15 protein-coding genes and 1 pseudogene are annotated in these 16,632 nt (G+C 59.6%); 2 read left to right on the top strand and 14 right to left on the bottom strand.

Annotated features, from left to right (window positions below):
* Positions 1-10: 10 nt before the first annotated feature.
* The 11 genes and pseudogenes from ycaC to AC1RR7_RS26545 all read right to left on the bottom strand — a co-directional run bounded on the left by ycaC (position 11) and on the right by AC1RR7_RS26545 (position 9,755).
* Positions 11-637, bottom strand: a complete 627-nt coding sequence (gene ycaC / locus AC1RR7_RS26595; RefSeq protein ID WP_096821302.1) for an isochorismate family cysteine hydrolase YcaC — start codon at positions 635-637, stop codon at positions 11-13.
* 66 nt (positions 638-703) lie between these two features.
* A complete protein-coding gene (locus tag AC1RR7_RS26590; protein WP_102621580.1) occupies positions 704-2,548 on the bottom strand; it encodes an amidohydrolase in 1,845 nt (614 codons plus the stop codon).
* Positions 2,549-2,593: 45 nt separating this feature from the next.
* Positions 2,594-3,220, bottom strand: a complete 627-nt coding sequence (locus tag AC1RR7_RS26585) for an antibiotic biosynthesis monooxygenase (protein ID WP_493158750.1) — start codon at positions 3,218-3,220, stop codon at positions 2,594-2,596.
* Positions 3,213-3,629 carry a DoxX family protein gene (locus AC1RR7_RS26580; protein WP_493158749.1) on the bottom strand — a complete coding sequence of 139 codons (417 nt, stop codon included), beginning with the start codon at positions 3,627-3,629 and terminating at the stop codon, positions 3,213-3,215. Before AC1RR7_RS26580 ends, AC1RR7_RS26585 begins: the two co-directional genes overlap by 8 nt.
* Before the next feature lie 85 nt (positions 3,630-3,714).
* The gene (locus tag AC1RR7_RS26575; RefSeq protein ID WP_493158748.1) at positions 3,715-4,725 is read right to left on the bottom strand and encodes a hypothetical protein; all 1,011 of its coding nucleotides are present in this window, start codon (positions 4,723-4,725) and stop codon (positions 3,715-3,717) included.
* Between the two features lie 285 nt (positions 4,726-5,010).
* Positions 5,011-5,919 (bottom strand): immunoglobulin-like domain-containing protein, encoded by a 909-nt coding sequence (locus AC1RR7_RS26570; RefSeq protein WP_493158747.1) that lies wholly within the window; start codon positions 5,917-5,919, stop codon positions 5,011-5,013.
* On the bottom strand, positions 5,891-6,295 hold the full coding sequence (locus tag AC1RR7_RS26565) for a hypothetical protein (RefSeq protein WP_493158746.1): 405 nt from the start codon (positions 6,293-6,295) through the stop codon (positions 5,891-5,893). Before AC1RR7_RS26565 ends, AC1RR7_RS26570 begins: the two co-directional genes overlap by 29 nt.
* Positions 6,296-6,485: 190 nt before the next feature.
* Positions 6,486-6,857: a DUF6124 family protein gene (locus AC1RR7_RS26560; protein ID WP_493158745.1), complete on the bottom strand. Its 372-nt coding sequence runs from the start codon at positions 6,855-6,857 to the stop codon at positions 6,486-6,488.
* Positions 6,858-7,174: 317 nt separating this feature from the next.
* Positions 7,175-7,387: pseudogene (locus tag AC1RR7_RS26555) on the bottom strand (LysR family transcriptional regulator); the annotation flags it as partial.
* A gap of 19 nt (positions 7,388-7,406) precedes the next feature.
* Positions 7,407-8,624 (bottom strand): immunoglobulin-like domain-containing protein, encoded by a 1,218-nt coding sequence (locus tag AC1RR7_RS26550; RefSeq protein WP_493158744.1) that lies wholly within the window; start codon positions 8,622-8,624, stop codon positions 7,407-7,409.
* A gap of 207 nt (positions 8,625-8,831) precedes the next feature.
* Complete coding sequence (locus tag AC1RR7_RS26545; RefSeq protein WP_493066673.1) at positions 8,832-9,755, bottom strand: LysR family transcriptional regulator; 924 nt, start codon at positions 9,753-9,755, stop codon at positions 8,832-8,834.
* Between the two features lie 210 nt (positions 9,756-9,965).
* On the opposite strand from AC1RR7_RS26545, the gene AC1RR7_RS26540 reads away from it, so the two are divergent.
* Positions 9,966-10,367: a helix-turn-helix domain-containing protein gene (locus AC1RR7_RS26540; protein WP_085712050.1), complete on the top strand. Its 402-nt coding sequence runs from the start codon at positions 9,966-9,968 to the stop codon at positions 10,365-10,367.
* A gap of 7 nt (positions 10,368-10,374) precedes the next feature.
* Here AC1RR7_RS26540 and AC1RR7_RS26535 read toward each other — a convergent pair whose 3' ends face one another.
* On the bottom strand, positions 10,375-10,944 hold the full coding sequence (locus AC1RR7_RS26535; RefSeq protein WP_493158743.1) for a flavodoxin family protein: 570 nt from the start codon (positions 10,942-10,944) through the stop codon (positions 10,375-10,377).
* 334 nt (positions 10,945-11,278) lie between these two features.
* Between AC1RR7_RS26535 and AC1RR7_RS26530 the strand changes: the two genes are divergently transcribed.
* Positions 11,279-14,065, top strand: a complete 2,787-nt coding sequence (locus AC1RR7_RS26530) for an ATP-binding protein (protein WP_493158742.1) — start codon at positions 11,279-11,281, stop codon at positions 14,063-14,065.
* Here AC1RR7_RS26530 and AC1RR7_RS26525 read toward each other — a convergent pair.
* Together AC1RR7_RS26525 and AC1RR7_RS26520 are read right to left on the bottom strand one after the other, a co-directional pair.
* The gene (locus AC1RR7_RS26525) at positions 14,027-15,499 is read right to left on the bottom strand and encodes an ATP-binding protein (RefSeq protein WP_493158741.1); all 1,473 of its coding nucleotides are present in this window, start codon (positions 15,497-15,499) and stop codon (positions 14,027-14,029) included. The two genes, AC1RR7_RS26530 and AC1RR7_RS26525, sit on opposite strands and share 39 nt — an antisense overlap.
* Before the next feature lie 90 nt (positions 15,500-15,589).
* The gene (locus AC1RR7_RS26520) at positions 15,590-16,540 is read right to left on the bottom strand and encodes a GlxA family transcriptional regulator (protein WP_192560326.1); all 951 of its coding nucleotides are present in this window, start codon (positions 16,538-16,540) and stop codon (positions 15,590-15,592) included.
* Positions 16,541-16,632 lie beyond the last annotated feature (92 nt).

Raw genomic sequence — 16,632 nt, 5'->3', positions numbered from 1 at the left:
CTTCAACCCATTACTTGGCAGTGAACTTGGTGTAGCTGTTGATCAGGTTGCGGTAGTTCGGCAGGCGATTCGACAGCAGATTCGCCAAACCTTCCATGTCGTTGCGCCAGTCGCCCTGCAGCTCGCAAGCCACGGAGAACCAGTTCAACAGCTGAGCACCGGCCGCCGACATGCGCGCCCACGCCGCTTGCTGCACGGTTTCGTTGAAGGTGCCGGACGAGTCGGTCACCACAAACACTTCAAAACCTTCAGCCAGCGCCGACAGGGTCGGGAACGCCACGCAGACGTCAGTCACCACACCGGCGATGATCAGTTGCTTGCGGCCGGTGGCCTTGATGGCCTTGACGAAGTCTTCGTTGTCCCAGGCGTTGATCTGGCCTGGGCGCTGAATGAACGGCGCGTCCGGGAATTGTTCGCGCAGTTCAGGCACGATCGGGCCGTTTGGACCGGCGTCGAAACTGGTGGTGAGGATGGTTGGCAGTTTGAAGAACTTGGCGATGTCGCCCAGCGCCAACACGTTGTTCTTGAACTCGTTCGGCGAGAAATCCTGCACCAGCGAGATCAGGCCGGTCTGGTGGTCGACCAGCAGGACCACGGCATCGTCTTTGTTCAGGCGCTTGTAAGGAACGTTGCTCATTTGAAACTCCTCGGGTGGTGGTGAGGTGAAGCGCCGACCCCGGTGGCCGACGCTTTATTGCAAGACTCAGAAAGCGAAGCAGGAGCAGCCGAACGCACCCCAGAAACCGGCGAAATCGCTGACTGGCGCATTCGACATCCGGGCTTTTTCATGGCTGTGGGTATGCACGGCGCACGGGCCGCTGCACTGGTGCACCTGCGCCTGCAACGGCGAATTCGGGCGCCAGTGGCCAGGGACTTTCACCACTGGCGACCAGTCCGGCAGCACCGGCAATGCACGTGGACCGAGGTCTTCGAAGTCGCCGGCGGAATAAACGATCTTGCCGCCGACCACGGTCAGTACCGACTCGATCCACTTGATCGCCTCTTCCTCGACATGGAAGAAGTCCGCGCTCAGCGCTGCCAGATCCGCCAGTTGACCGACCTTGATCTGGCCCTTGTTGCCCTGTTCCGACGAGAACCAGGCGCTGCCGTGGGTGAACAGTTCCAGCGCGGTGGCGCGCGGCAAACCTTCTTCATACAGCGCCAGACCGCCAACGGTGCGACCGCTGACCATCCAGTACAGCGAAGTCCACGGGTTGTAGCTGGACACCCGCGTGGCATCGGTACCCGCGCCGACCGGTACGCCTTCGGCGAGCATGCGTTTGATCGGTGGCGTGGCTTCGGCGGCCTGCTTGCCGTAACGGTCGACGAAGTACTCACCCTGGAACGCCATGCGATCCTGGATCGCAATACCGCCACCCAATGCTTTCACCCGCTCGATGTTCTGCGGGGTGATGGTTTCCGCGTGGTCGAAGAACCACGGCAAACCGTTGAACGGAATGTCGCGGTTGACCTTCTCGAACACGTCGAGCATGCGGCTGATGGATTCGTTATAGGTGGCGTGCAGACGGAACGGCCAGCGTTGCTCGACCAGGTGGCGCACCACCGGCTCCAGCTCCTGTTCCATGGTCTGCGGCAGGTCCGGGCGCGGTTCGAGGAAGTCTTCGAAGTCAGCCGCCGAGAACACCAGCATCTCGCCAGCGCCGTTGTGGCGCAGGAAGTCATCGCCCTGATGCAACTTGACGCTGCCGGTCCAGTTCTGGAAATCGGTCAGCTCTTCTTTCGGCTTCTGGGTGAACAGGTTGTAGGCGATGCGCACCGTCAGTTGCTCATCCTTGGCCAACTGCTCGATCACCTGATAATCGTCCGGGTAGTTCTGGAAACCACCGCCGGCATCGATGGCGCTGGTCAGGCCGAGGCGATTGAGCTCGCGCATGAACTGGCGGGTCGAGTTGACCTGATATTCCAGCGGCAGCTTCGGCCCCTTGGCCAGCGTCGAGTACAGAATCATCGCGTTCGGCCGCGCCACCAGCATGCCGGTCGGGTTGCCGTTGGCATCGCGCACGATCTCGCCGCCCGGCGGGTTCGGTGTGTCGCGGGTGTAACCGGCCACGCGCAACGCAGCGCGGTTGAGCAACGCACGGTCGTACAGGTGCAGGATGAACACCGGGGTATCCGGCGCCGCCTGGTTGATTTCTTCGAGGGTCGGCATGCGTTTTTCGGCGAACTGGAATTCGTTCCAGCCACCGACCACGCGCACCCATTGCGGAGTCGGTGTGCGGTCGGCCTGATCCTTGAGCATGCGCAGCGCATCGGCCAGCGACGGTACACCTTCCCAGCGCAGTTCGAGGTTGTAGTTCAAACCGCCACGAATCAGGTGCAAGTGCGAGTCGTTGAGGCCGGGGATCACGCAGCGGCCCTTGAGATCGACGACCTGGGTGCCGGCGCCACGCAGGGCCATGGCTTGCGCATCATTGCCGACGACGGCGAAGCGGCCGTCCTTGATCGCCACGGCACTGGCGAGGGGTTTTGTGCGGTCTACGGTATGAAATTGGCCATTGAACAGAATCAGATCAGCGTTGGCGTTCATCGCAGTTCCTTCGATATTAGTGAAACGAAGCCCAGACCTGCCGGCTCAGCGCGGCGGGTTGGTGTTGGAATCCAGGTGTTCATGGGGCTGACTGGCTGTCAGCCACGGTGCGAACAGGCGGGTCGCGGCCGGCATGCAGACGTACACCACCGACAGCACGATGGTCAGGGTGATCAGGAACGTGGCGACCACGTAGTTGGACAGGAAGGCATTGAGTTGCAGCAGCGGCCCCCAGATCAGCGGCACCAGCAAGGTGTGCGGCAGAATCACGAACAGCGTCACCACAGCCTGCTTCCAGCGCGGTGGCGGCGAGGCGGCATCGGCCAGTGGCGTGAACCAGAACTCGTTGGCCGCATTGACCTCGGTCTGGTCACCGTCGGCGAGCATCGGCGCCGCTTCATCGATCAGCTTCTGGCGTTGCGGCGAATCGAGCCAGCGCTGCATCGCCTCGGTCGAGCAATAACGCAGCACACAGGTGAACAGCGCGAGACCACCCTGCTTGCTGCGCATCACGTCCACGCCCAGGTGCCCTTCTTCGCGCCCCGCCACGCTGACGATATTGCGCAGCCAGGCTTCGTACGGTTGTTCGAAACCGGCCTTGACCCGATGCTTGACGATCAACGTCACGGTTTCTTCGGGTCCCGGGGTTTTCAGGATCTGGGAATCAGGCATAACGGAGCACTCCGGGCAAACGAACATTGAGCGCCAGCCGTCCCGGCCCGGCGATCAGAACAGTGGTGAAGAGGATCAACAGCAACCAGCCGAACTGCCCTTCGGCCACACTCCATTGCGGATGCACGATCAGCAGCGCCACCAGCAGCACAAACAGAATAGGCAAGCACGCCAGACGCGCCAGCACCCCGGCGACGATCAGCAGCGGACAGAGGACTTCGGCGAAGATCGCCAGAATCAAAGTGAGGTGGGCGCCGAGGTGGAACGGGTCTTCGATCAGTTGCAGTTGCACGGTGAAGTCCAGCAGCTTGGGCAAGCCATGGACGAACAGCAGAAACAATCCGCCGGAGACCCGCAGGAACAGCAGGCCGAGGTTTTGCGCCTGGTCATTGCGTTGTACAGCGTTCATGGGCCCATCCTTGATCAATCATTGCCGGCAATGGTGCAACGATTGATCGAGGGGAAATTGGATGGGTGTGCTCTCTTTGGCGTGTTCAGGGTCGGAATGTGAAGGTGTCGAAATTGCACCAGTCCCCACCGGTCGTTTTGAGGGAAATTCTGGAGATACCGGCGGCTGAGAAGTCCGTGAGATGGAGAATCGAACCCACAGGCGTATGCGGAATAGATCGACTACCCAATAACCCGCCTGCTGCGTTATGAAAATCCACCGAAGCAGGCGCACTGACGGCTCCACTCCAAAAATGCACGCGTGAACACGGAGCTCTCAATCGAATATCGATGACGACCAACCCGGAATAGGGGGCCTCTCTCAAATAAGACGGTTGCAGCGATTGCCCGGTGATTGCGCCTTCGACCGGTACAGCCTGAGTGATTGCCACCATAGATCCCGGTGGACCTGAGAAATAGATAATGTCCAGGAACGCGTTGCCATTAAAACCGCCGACACCCATGGACAGGCTTGAGAAGGATTCAAAGTCCTCCAGGTAATTTTTGTACAACACCCAGACAGGCACTGAATTTTGCCCACTGCCCACCTTGGCGGTGAACCTGCAAACCGCAAATGGCAGATTCGGGAGAATAAGCGTCCACGAACCTGAAGGATTGGCGGTCGCCTGTCCGATGAAGACCGTGCCATTGTATACATCGACAAGACTGCCCGCGGCGGCTGTACCGGTCAGCGTCACGCCTGGATCGAGTGTCTCGCCCCCGTTCGAAATCGGGGCCCCGCTCGGGTAGCCATTCATAGCGTCAATCGTAGTGTCTTCGACCGCACCCACGGTCAATAACCAAACGTCAGTCACCGGAAGACTGGCATTTTCCCGCAGTTCAAAACGATGTGGCCCCGGGCTCAGATTCGCCAACTGCTGAATGAATGCGCCGCTCGGGTTATACAACCCATTGGCGACCACCGCGAGGTTGTCCGTGATCACAAATGGAGTAATGGGTGTACCACTGCCGCCCAGTTCGATACCGGTAGAGGGCGTTGTGCCAGGATTGGAAATGGGTGCACCACCGGGATATGTCGTGCAATAGGTGAAGTTCATGGCTGACGCTCCTTTGAGATTCGACGGGCACCACTGGCCTGTGCCATCGAACGCCAATCGAGAGGAGCGTCGCTACTGTCAACTTTGACAGTAGCGACGAGTGGTCAAGGCAGGTTTTCATCGCATCCAAATTCATTCGCCCACAAAAAACGGCCCTCAGGCCGTTTTATCAGTATCGGAACAGTCAGCTGATTTCGCAGCCTCAAGGGTATCGAGCGCGTTGCGTAACTTGGCGGACACACCCTTCAACACCATCAACAAGCATGCACGCTCCGCTCGAGCGACCTAACCGTTCAATGGCCGAATACACATTGCCGTGGCTGTAGAAGCGCCCACTTGCGCAAATAACCCCGGCCCTTGATTCCCGCCATGGCTACTTTGCGCGTACCCGGCGATTTCCTGCCCACTGCCTTGTGGCTGACATGACCACCACCCCCAACCCTTTGCCCAACTGATGATATTGCTCACGTTGTAAAACAGCGGGCAGTAACTTTGATAGTTGGGATATTTGAAGACCATGAGGTTCCAGACTGCCAAAGTCAGTGGTGATCCGCCTATCGAGGACATCCAGGCAACTGCCGCTGGTACTGAAACTGCAGCGCCATTGTGGACCAGTTCGAAGACTTGACTGACTTCAACGGGATAGCTGGCCGTAGCGCCTGTCGCGTCCTGGATTTCAATCTTTGTCTCGCCGTTTGCCTTGCCCTCGACCTTGCCTGAACTATCGACCGTCGCAATGGCAGTATTTTTTGAAACAAAGGTGTAAGGCGCAGTGCCATTGCTCGGAACCCGGGTCTGAGTGTTACCGGGAAAATCCCGACCGCTGTCCGCCCATCCGGATCTTGAAAAAACGGCCATACCGTTGAGGATCATGGGCGTGGGATCAATCTCTAGCCTTCCGGTCCTGATCGTATAAACCCTTTCAGGGAACGGTGTGGCTGCACTTTCCTCGCCACTTTTATCCATTGACACCTTGAATGCGAGGGTCAGCCTGGTGCCATTTCCCAAAACTGCCAAATAGCCATTACTGAATGGTTTGATCCAGTAACCCTGACTGATCCACGTCGCATTGGTCTTGTGAGTTCCACCATTCCAGAACGTCAGATTATGCATCGAGCCGTCTGATTTGAAGCCCGAAACACGCAGCCAGACCTGTTGCCCCACTTCAATCCCCAGCCAGTCCCATGCACGCATGGTTTGCGTCTTTCGAGCCCAGTGCAACCAAGTCCAGCACGTTGTTGTTCGTCTCCGCTTCGTCGATTTGTGGCGACTTCAATACACCGTTGACGGTGAACCGCAATTCGGAAGTAGGTAACGCACTGGCGTGCTCGCGCAATTCAAAGTGATGTGGTCCCGAAGCCAGGCTCAAGAACAGCTCGCGAAAAACACCAGAGCCATTAAATCCGCCTCCGCGTACAACGACACCGTTATCGAGTATCTGGTAGGTGCGAAAAGCCGTTCCATCGCTGCTGAACAGTTCAATGTCCGTGAATTGAATGTTATCGCCATCGTTGATGGTGGTTCCGCCGGGAAAACTCGTGGCGCCAAAGCTTGGTGACTGGATGGCCATGGAAAAGGCTCCTTCGTGGGTTCGCGGCAACTGCTTGACCGGTGGATGTGCCATCGAACGCCAATCGAGAGGAGTGTCGCTACTGTCAACTTTGACAGTAGCGACGAATGGTCAATGCGGTGGTTTGCCAAGGTGGCAGGTTTTGGCCAGTCACAAAAAACGGCCCGCAGGCCGTTTTATCAATACCGGATCAAGCAGCCGAATCAGCGGCCACTTCCAGGTTATCCAGCGTCCGATTCACGGCCAGTTCCCCCAACATGATCAATTGCGCAATCCCCAACAGCACATGACGATGCGAGCCATCCACCAGCCCGGCGAAGTCGGTGGCCATGATTTTGGCCGAGGTCAATGTTTCGCAGGCGTCGGCCAGTAGTTCTTCGCTGTCGATACCGGGGGCGATGAGGTAGCGGGTGTTGGGTTTGAGCAGCGGTTTTCTGGAGAGCAGCGGATTGAGGTAGTGGTCGAGGGCGCGCTCGGCGGCTTCGTGGAATTTCTTGGAGTCGAGGGTTTCGTAGGGCGAGGTTGTGTCGGTTTCAGGCGGGTTTGGCGTGGATTTGATCATGGTTGCATCTCCAGAGTCATTGAGCTGCCACGATTCGCTGCGATACGAAGGGGTGGCAGCCATACGCGGGTCGCAGACCGGGACTCTAGAACCGGCAGACCCGAAGGTCTCCCACGTACAGCCGCCATAAAACCGGAGGATGTTGTGCGTCCAGAGATCGCGGGCTGCGAGACCCGATCGCTGATTCGTCAGCGACCCGAAAACGATAAGACCCACCCCAAAAGCGCACAAGCCGGCGGATTCTGGCGTACACGTAGGCAAAGGCGCAAGGCGTTGTGGCTTACCGGAAGTAACGCTAAAGACCTTTCAACACCGCACTAAACCGCCGGAATATCCAGCGTCACCGACATGAACTGACTGATCCGCGACCGCAGCCATTTCTCCGCCGGGTCGTTGTCATGCACCCCGCTCCACGCCATCGACAGTTGCGCCGCATCAATCGGTAACGGCGGATCCTCAGCCCGCAACGCACAGCCTTCGACCAATGCACACGCCGCGTAATCCGGCACGGTGCCGATCATCTCGGTACCCCCAGCAGGTTAGCCAATCCTACTTTTTCAGCCAGAAGCCAAGTCCACTAAGGGGATGATTCACGATCTGATCGTCCCAAGTGAAAAGACGGAGAATGATGTCATAGACCTCCCCCGACGCCCCGTTGGTAACGCCTGTCCAGGCGCGGTTACCGCGAGGATCAGGGTTTACCGTCCAATTGAAATAGGGAGGGTTGTAGCAGGTCTGCAGGGCGGCGCGAATCTGCGGGGTGATTCCAATCCAGTTATTCTGGATCAACTGTTGCGTGTAAACGGGGTAGGTCAAATCCGTGCGATGAAAAATGGTGACGTCGTAAATATTTGAAACTATTACGTCAAAACTGACCTTTGCACCGACCTGGTCTTCGATCGTAATCGTGACCCGACCATTATTCATACCCACGACTACAGCCTGTTGACTCACAACCGCAACAGCCGTATTGGATGATCGGTAGGTATAAGGCTCGACACCTCCAGTAGCTTTTCGCTCTTCAAAATTGCGCGGTGGTTGGACGCCATTGGGATACGGACAGTGACTACTCCGGATCATCACCCCATCGAGGATCATCGGCGATGTGTCGACAGTGAGTGGAAGGCTGACAGTCAATGTTCTCGGCGGAGTCGACTCAGGGCCCGAGTCGTATTTTCCTCTGACCGTATAGCTATGAGGCCCTGGCGTCTGAGGGCCGGTGTTATAGGTCCAGTTGCCAAGCGGACCCACGGCGATCGGTCCTGCGACAAGAATGCCGTTGTCGTACAAATCAACGGTGGCGCTCGCCCTTGCTTGTCCACTAAGTGCAAACAGCTTTTCGGAAGTGCTGGTGCCCGAGGGAATCTCCACTCCGCTGTTCAAGCCTTTCAGCGAATCGATCGTCAACGTCTCGACCGCACCCACATTCAATAACCATTCGTGGAAAGGCGACGAACTGGAGTTTGCACGCAAGCCGAAGGTGTGCGACCCATCAAAAAGATTCAGTACTTGTAACAGGAATCTGCCACTGGGATTGAACACACTCCCGGGAGGCGTCAGAACTTTAAGAATGCCGTTATGTGTGTGGGTTATTTCAAGAGGGCTTCCAGGCGGACCGTCAGCGCCCATATCGAGCCCTCTGAGTAAAGTGTTGTCAGGATTTTTGTAAGGGGTCCCACCAGGAAAAGACGTGAAAAAAGAGAAAAACGGATTCTGTTTTTTTGGCTTTTTCTTTTTGGACTTTTGTTTTTCTGGCATTTTCTTCATGGCAGACACTCCTTCCGAGAACAGATGTTTCTGTCGAAACAGCAGCAGGCATGCACCATGGAGCGCCATCGAGAGAGCATTGCGCCACTGTCAACTTTGACAGTAGCGACGACTGGTCAACGTGGTGTTTTTGGCCCTCTCTGACGTACAAACTCGTTTTCCTGCAGGAATACAAAACGGCCCACAGGCCGTTTTCTCAGTGCTGCATCAGGCAACCGGAATATCCAGCGTCACCGACATGAACTGACTGATCCGCGACCGCAGCCATTTCTCCGCCGGGTCGTTGTCATGCACCCCGCTCCAGGCCATCGACAATTGCGCCGCATCTATCGGAAACGGCGGATCTTCAGCCCGCAACGCACACCCTTCGACCAATGCACACGCCGCGTAATCCGGCACGGTCGCGATCATCTCGGTACCCGCCAGCAGCGCACGCAAACCGCTGAACTGCGGAACCCCAAGCACCACGCGACGGCTGCGGCCAACCTTGGCCAAATCCACGTCGATGTTGCCACTCAGGTCACCCGAGAACGACACCATCGCATGAGGTCGCTCGCAGTATTCGTCGAGGGTCAGCGGGCCCGGGCGGTTATCGCCGCGCAGAACCTTGCAGGGAATGTCGCGCAGTTTCTTGCGCTTGGCGTTGGCCGGCAGATCGGTGGTGTAGCTCACGCCGACAGAGATTTCCCCGGACGCCAGCAACGTCGGCATCAACAGGTAGTTGGCGCGGCGCACCACGACCACAATCCCCGGCGCCTCTTCCTGCAACTGGCGCAATAGCGGTGGAAACAGACCGAACTCGGCGTCATCCGACAGGCCGATGCGGAACACGTCGCAACTGGTGGCCGGATCGAATTCCTTGGCCCGGCTGACAGCGCCGGAGATCACGTCCATCGCCGGTTGCAGTTCCTGAAGGATCGCCAGCGCCCGCGCCGTCGGCTCCATGCCGCGACCGTTGCGCAGCAGCAATGGATCGTCGAACAGATCGCGCAAGCGGCCCAGCGCCGCGCTCACCGCCGGTTGGCCCATGAACAGTTTTTCGGCGACGCGGGTCAGGTTCTTTTCGAACATCAGGGCTTCGAAAATCACCAGCAGGTTCATGTCGACGCGGCGCAGATCGTTTCGGTTCATGGGCGTGTTTTCCTTTTGGGCCAGGCGCAAGTGCTACGCACTTTACTTGATCGGCGACCTTTCGAAATCAGCTTTGGCGGCGGAATTAACAACGTTTAACTCGTCAGCCTTCGCCCCTCGCCAAACAATGAATCCCTCTGCGCAGCGTTGTTTTATTGACCTGAGGGAAAGCGCTGACCGTGCCTTCCCCCCTCGACACGGACATTGGCCATGGCTCACTCACAGCAAACCGTCGCCCTCGCCCCTGCCAGCGAACCCCGCAAAACCAGCACCGGCGGCCTCAGCCCGCAGCGCGAGCGGCTGGTGAAACAACTCATCCTCGAACGCCTGGGTGACAGCCTTGAAGTCACCGAACTGGCGAGCGCCTGCTCATTGTCACGCAGTCACTTTTCCCGGGCGTTCAAGTGCAGCACCGGGCTCTCGCCACAAGACTGGATCCGCACCCAGCGGATCGCCCGGGCCAAGCTGTTGATCCAGCACACCAACCACAGCCTGACGCAGATCAGCCTGGAATGCGGCTTCTGCGATCAAGCGCACTTCTGTCACATCTTCACCCGCAGCGAAGGAATCAATCCGTTTGCCTGGCGGTGTCAGGTCATGAAAAACCGCTGAGGCGGTGTCATTCCCGCGCCATCCGCTGAGCCAGCCGCGCCACCCGCTCGCCCAGGTGCGCGGCGGTTTGTTGGTCTTCCAGCGGCGGTGCCTGTTCGGGCGGTTGCTCGACCGAGGATTGGGACATGGCGCCAAGGGAGCTGCCGAGGCGATTCAATTGACCATCGAAGGCACCTGCATGTGCACGCGCCGGCAACAGATCGAGCCCGACCCAGATCATCGAATGCTGGGCGGCGAACACCGCCATTTGCAGCAGGGTGTTGAGTTTGTCACCGCACAGGCTGCCGGAATTGGTGAAGCCCGCCGCGAGTTTGTTGCGCCACGGCCGGGCAAGATAGAACGAGGCCGTGGCCTCCATGAACTGCTTGAACGCCGCCGAAGCGCTGCCCATGTAGGTCGGTGCGCCGAAGATGATGGCGTCGGCGCGGTGCAGGTCGTCCCAGTGGGCTTCCACGTCTTCCACCGCCAGCAACAGGCAGGTGCTGCCCAGGTGGCGTTCCACACCCTGCGCCACAGCCTGGGCCATGACGCGGGTGTGCCCGTAGCCACTGTGATAGACCACCACTACCTTGCTCATCGCAGCGTCCTCCGGACGTATGCACTCCATTGCCTTGGAGTTTTGGCTCTAGAACGGGCGCGGACGAGTTAATCGTTGTTAATTTTTCCCGGCTGTCGGGCGAACCGGCACAGGTTCCAGCCTTTAAATACAGTGATGTCAGCACCCGACACGGACAGACGCTCAAATGTCAGGTCTTCAAGCAAGTTGCGTTGACGCCCATTCCTGAAGAATATGCTCGGATACTGCGGATTAGACGGCTTGCATGCCCATCGAGTCGCTGTCCGACCACCCCGTCACGGTTTTTTCACCCTGTTCGGGTCAGGATCATAAAAAACATCGAAGGAGTGGGCGGTTGAGTCTTTCCCCGAATCAGGCCATCGGATTTGGCCCCTATCGGATCCACCCCGGCCAGCGGCTGGTGCTTGAAGGCGACCAGCCTTTGCGCCTGGGCCGCCGCGCCATGGACATTCTGCTGATCCTGCTGGCCAACGCCGGCGAGGTCGTGAGCAAGCAGCAATTGATCGCCGAAATCTGGCCGGACAGCGTGGTGGAAGACATCAACCTGCGGGTGCACATGGCCGCCCTGCGCAAGGCACTCGGCGACGGTCAGGCCGGGCAGCGCTACATCGTCACGGTGGCGCAGCGCGGTTACAGTTTCGTCGCGCCGATCCTGCTGCAATCCATCGAACAACGCCCCGCAACCGACCCCATCGGTCGGCACAACCTGCCATTGCGCCGCACGCGGATGATCGGCCGTCAGCCGGTGGTCGACAGCCTGATGACGCAACTGCCGCGCCAACGCTGCATCACCCTCGTTGGCCCCGGCGGCATCGGCAAGACCACCGTGGCCTTGCGCGTCGCCGAACAGTTGATCGGCCGTTATCGCGACGGTATCCGTCTGCTGGATCTGGCACCGCTCAACGATCCCGGCTCGATCTGCTGGCATCTCGCCGCCCTGCTGGACCTTTCGCTGCATGACAGTGAACCGATGGCGTGCCTGATCAACAGCCTGCGCGAGCGCCAGATGCTGCTGGTGATCGATAACTGCGAGCACTTGATCGACGCCGTAGCACTGCTCAGCGAAAGCATTCTGCGTGGCGCGCCGCAGGTGCACATCCTGGCCACCAGCCGCGAAAGCCTGCGCGCCGAGGGCGAGTACGTGCAGCGTCTGGAATCCCTCGACTGTCCGCCGCCGATTGCGGTGCTGGACCGCGATCAGGCGATGGGATTTTCCGCGCTGCAGCTGTTCGTCGAACGGGCAATGGCCGCCCACGAACATTTCGAGCCAGGTAATGCCGATCTGCCCTCGATCGTCGAAATCTGTCGGCGGCTGGATGGCATCCCGCTGGCACTGGAACTGGCGGCCGCGCAGGTGGCAAGCCTTGGGCTGGACGGTGTGCTGAGTCAGCTTCAGGGAAGCTTGCCGGCGGGCAACCAGACTCACCTCGGCCGACATGAAACCTTGCGTGCCACGCTGGACTGGAGCTTCAACCTGCTCAACGGCTGCGAACAGGCCGGTCTACGCCGACTGGGCGTGTTCAGTGGCGCGTTCACGCTGGAATCTGCGGCAGCGGTCATCGTCGGCCAGCACATCGAGCCCGGTGAAGTCTTCGCCTCGATCACGCAACTGGTCGCCAAGTCGTTGCTCAACGTCGAGGTCGGCGATGAAGAGGTGTTCTATCGCCTGCTCGACACCACCCGTCGCTATGCATTGGAAAAACTCGACCAGGCCGCCGAACTCGGCGAAACCCGCGAACGCCATGCCGAGCGCTGCCTGGCGCTGATGCATCAGGCCCAGGCCGATTGGGAGAACACGCCGACCGAGGTGTGGATCGAGCGCTACGCCCGTGGCCTCGAAGACCTGCGGGCGGCGCTGGAGTGGACGCTGAACGATGAAGGCTCGCGCCCGCTCGGCGTGCGCCTGACGGCGACTTCGGCACCGTTGTGGCAAGAGTTGTCCCTGCTCAAAGAGTACGGCGTTCATGTGCGCCGGGCACTCGCGTTGCTGGCGTCATCCGACGAGCCCTGCCCGCGACTGGAAATCGCCTTGAAACTGGCCCTCGGCAGTGCCTGCTACCACACCTGGGGCGGCACACCGGAAACCATCGAAGCCTTCGTCAGCGCCCGCCTGCTGGCGCAACAGCACGACGACAAGGCCGGGCAATTGCGTGCGGTGTCCGGGCACATGGCGGTCAATCTCAGTTGCGGGCATTACCGGATGGCGCTGGAGCAGAGCGAGCAATTCGAAAGCCTCGGCCTGCACGGCGATGCGCAGTTGTCCCTGAGCACCCACCGTTTGCGGGTGCTCGCCCTGCATTACGCCGGCGATCAGCATCAGGCGCGAATCCATGCCGAACAAGTCATTCAGCGCATGGCCCACAGCGGCCACCTCAACCGCTTCACCCACGGTTTCGGCGTGCAATACGATCAGAGCGTTGCTTCGCTGACCGTTCTCGCACGGGTGTTGTGGCTGCAAGGATTTCCCGAGCAGGCCTGGCGCACGGCGCGGCAGGCGCTGGACATCGCGGTACAGATCAACCACGGCACCTCGATCTGCTACACCCTGGCACTCGCCTCGTGCCTGATCGCCCATTACAACGGCGACGGGCAAAACGCGCGCGCGTTGCTGCAACTGCTGCTCGAACAGGCGCAGAAACATTCGGTGCTGCTGTTCTACACGTGGGCGCGGCACTATGCGCAGGTGATCGACGCCGACAAGGCTCCCGCGATACCGCCCGCCGATAGCGGCCTGGTCAGGGAAATCATGGTCACACTGGACACCGGTTTCGTTGATGATGCATTGCTCGAACGAGCACAAAGCGGCGCGGCTGGCTGGAGCACCGCGGAAATCCTGCGAGCTCGGGCCGAGCGATTGCTGGCCGCTGAATCGCCCTGCCATCACACCGTCGAAAGCGCCTTGCAGCAATCGCTTGTGATTGCGAAGACGCAAGGCGCCCTGGCCTGGGAACTGCGCAGTGCGACATCGCTGGCTCAGTTGTGGCAGCGCCAGTCGCGCTACCGCGAAGCACTGGAGTTACTGACACCGGTCTACCAGCGCTTCACCGAAGGTTACGCCACCCCGGATTTGCGCAAGGTGCGCTTACTGCTCGACGAATTGCGCAGTCAGTTGCGGGCGTGAGCTCGATCGCGTGCGTCCCAGGTAACGCGCATGCCGACGCTCGACATCACCCAACTCGCCGCCCTGCTCTAGTTGCTCACGGGCATAACGGCGCGTGGTGTTGAGCATTCGATAGCGCAGCGTTCCGCTGGATCGATCCACCGTCAGCAACGACTTGGCCGCCAACTGTTCAACGACAGCCACCATCGTCGAGGGTGGCAGTTGCACGCAACTGATCACGCCGATGGCGGCATCCAGCGTGAACGCCATTTTGAACACCGATAACCGCTGCAGCACGCGTTGTTCGTGCTCGCTCAAGCGTTGATAACTCCAGTCCAGCGCGGCCATCATCGACTGATGACGTGGCACGGCGGTCCGGCGGCCGTGACTCAAGACTTGCAGGCCGTTATCCAGCTGCGCCTGCAACCCGACCAGCGCCAGCGCGTCGATCTGCGCCGCCGCGAGTTCAATCGCCAGCGGAAGGCCGTCGAGTCGTCGACAGATATCGCGCACCGTTTCCAGATCCTGCTCACGCAGACAGAAGCCGTGTTGACGGGCACGGGCGCGACTGACAAACAGTTGCACAGACGAATAACCTATGACTTCATCGACGCTGTTGAGCGCCGAAGTTTTAGGAATGGTGAGAGGCGGCAATGGCTGGAGGACTTCCAGGGCGAGACGCAACGGCTCGCGGCTGGTGGCCAGGATCGACAGACGGGGCGCTGCGTCGAGCAAAGTCTCCAGCAAGCCCCGGCAGGCTTCGTGCAGAGGGTCGCAGTTATCCAGCACCAGCAACGCATGGCGCGCCGTCAGCGTGGTGAAATCGATATCGAGGGTATGCAAAAGATGATCGACGAGTGAGGTTTGCTCGTCGATCAGGGATAAATCCACCCGCCAGACGCCATCGCGAAAATGCTGCAGCAACAACTCCGCCGCTCTCAGCGCCACGGTGCTCTTGCCGACGCCGGCAGGTCCCGTCACCGTTATCAGTCGGGACAGCGGCAATTGTCGCACCAGACCACCGACCAATGAATCGCGGCCGGTGACAGGCGTCAGCCGTGCGGGCAGATTGTGCTGCGGAGCTTGCAGACTTTCGAACACCACCTGGGCAACGCTGTCGCCGTGCACCGGTGCAACGAAGCTGTACCCGCATTGCGGCACGTTGACGATGTAGCGCTGTCCGTTCTCGCCATCACCGAGGGCTCGACGCAATGCCGCGATGTGCACCCGCAGGTTGATCTCCTCGACCACCGACGTTGGCCATACCAGCGCGATCAATTGCTCTTTGCTGACCACCCGGCCGGCACGCTCGACCAACACTTGCAGAATGTCCAGCGCACGACCGCCCATGCGCAGTTGCCGATCCCCTTCGAGGATCAGCCGTTGGCGCAAATGGAACGCGTACGGGCCGAAATGCAGGACCGACGCCGAGTTCAATTCGTTGAGGCTGTTCATGTCCGTTATCTTGGCAGGCCACGATGACGGTACAACCGTCACACGGGGCGCAGCACGGACATCCGGGTGCGTGTAACGGACAGAATCGCTCTAGCTGAACTGTTCGCGATACTGGGCCGGGGTCAGCCCGAGCTTTTCGCCGAACAGAAAACGCATGTGGCGCACGCTGCCGAAACCACTTTTGTAGGCCACCGTCTTCAACGGCAGATCGCTGGTTTCCAGCAGATTGCGAGCGCAATCGATGCGCGCACTTTGCAGGAACTCCATGGGCGTCATGTTGACTTCGCGAGCGAACACCCGGGCGAAATGACGAGCGCTCATGTTCGCAAGGCTTGCCATGCGTTCGATGGTGAAGCTTTCTTCAAGGTGTTCCAGAACGTGATTCTGTACCCGGGTGATGGGCGTTTCCTGGGGCGAAACCGCCGCCATCAGCGGACTGAATTGCGCCTGTCCGCCCTGGCGCTTCATCACCACCAACAGCACTTTGGCCACGTCCTGGGCGAGTTTCTTGCCGTGATCGCGGGCCACCACTGCCAGTGCCAGATCGATGCCGGCCGTGACGCCGCCGGACGTGATCAGGTTTCGGTCCTCGACAAAGATCTGGTCGGTAGCGACATCCGCGTTCGGAAAACCCTTGATCAAGCGTTCGGTGTAATTCCAGTGGGTGGTCACGCGATAACCGTCGAGCAACCCGGCGTAACCCAACACAAAGGCCCCCGTGCAAATCGAACCGTAGCGCTCGGCACGGCCGACCGCACCTTGCAGCCAGGCCAGCAACGGCGGGCATTTTTCGTTGTAGGCCCCGGGACCGCCCGGCACCAACAGCAGGTCATAGCGATCACTGGCTTCGTCGATGTGCCGGTCTGTGTGCACCAGTACGCCGTTGGAGGCACGCAGCGGCCCACGCTCAGTGCCCAGAAGCGTCAGTTGATAATGGGCGTCCGGCTTCAGGTATCGGTTGGCAACCGAAAACACTTCCAGCGGCCCGGCCATATCGAGCAGAAGAAACTCGGGAAACAACACCATTGCCACGGTTTTCATGAGCAGACATCACTGAAATCAATGAACGGTTATAAGTTTGCGCATTATGACCAAGTACAGCGCAAACGTTGGAGAAGAATGCGTGAACTGAC

The sequence above is a fragment of the Pseudomonas sp. GW821-FHT11G12 genome (assembly GCF_058808055.1).
This window is presented reverse-complemented; position numbering and strand designations above follow the sequence as displayed.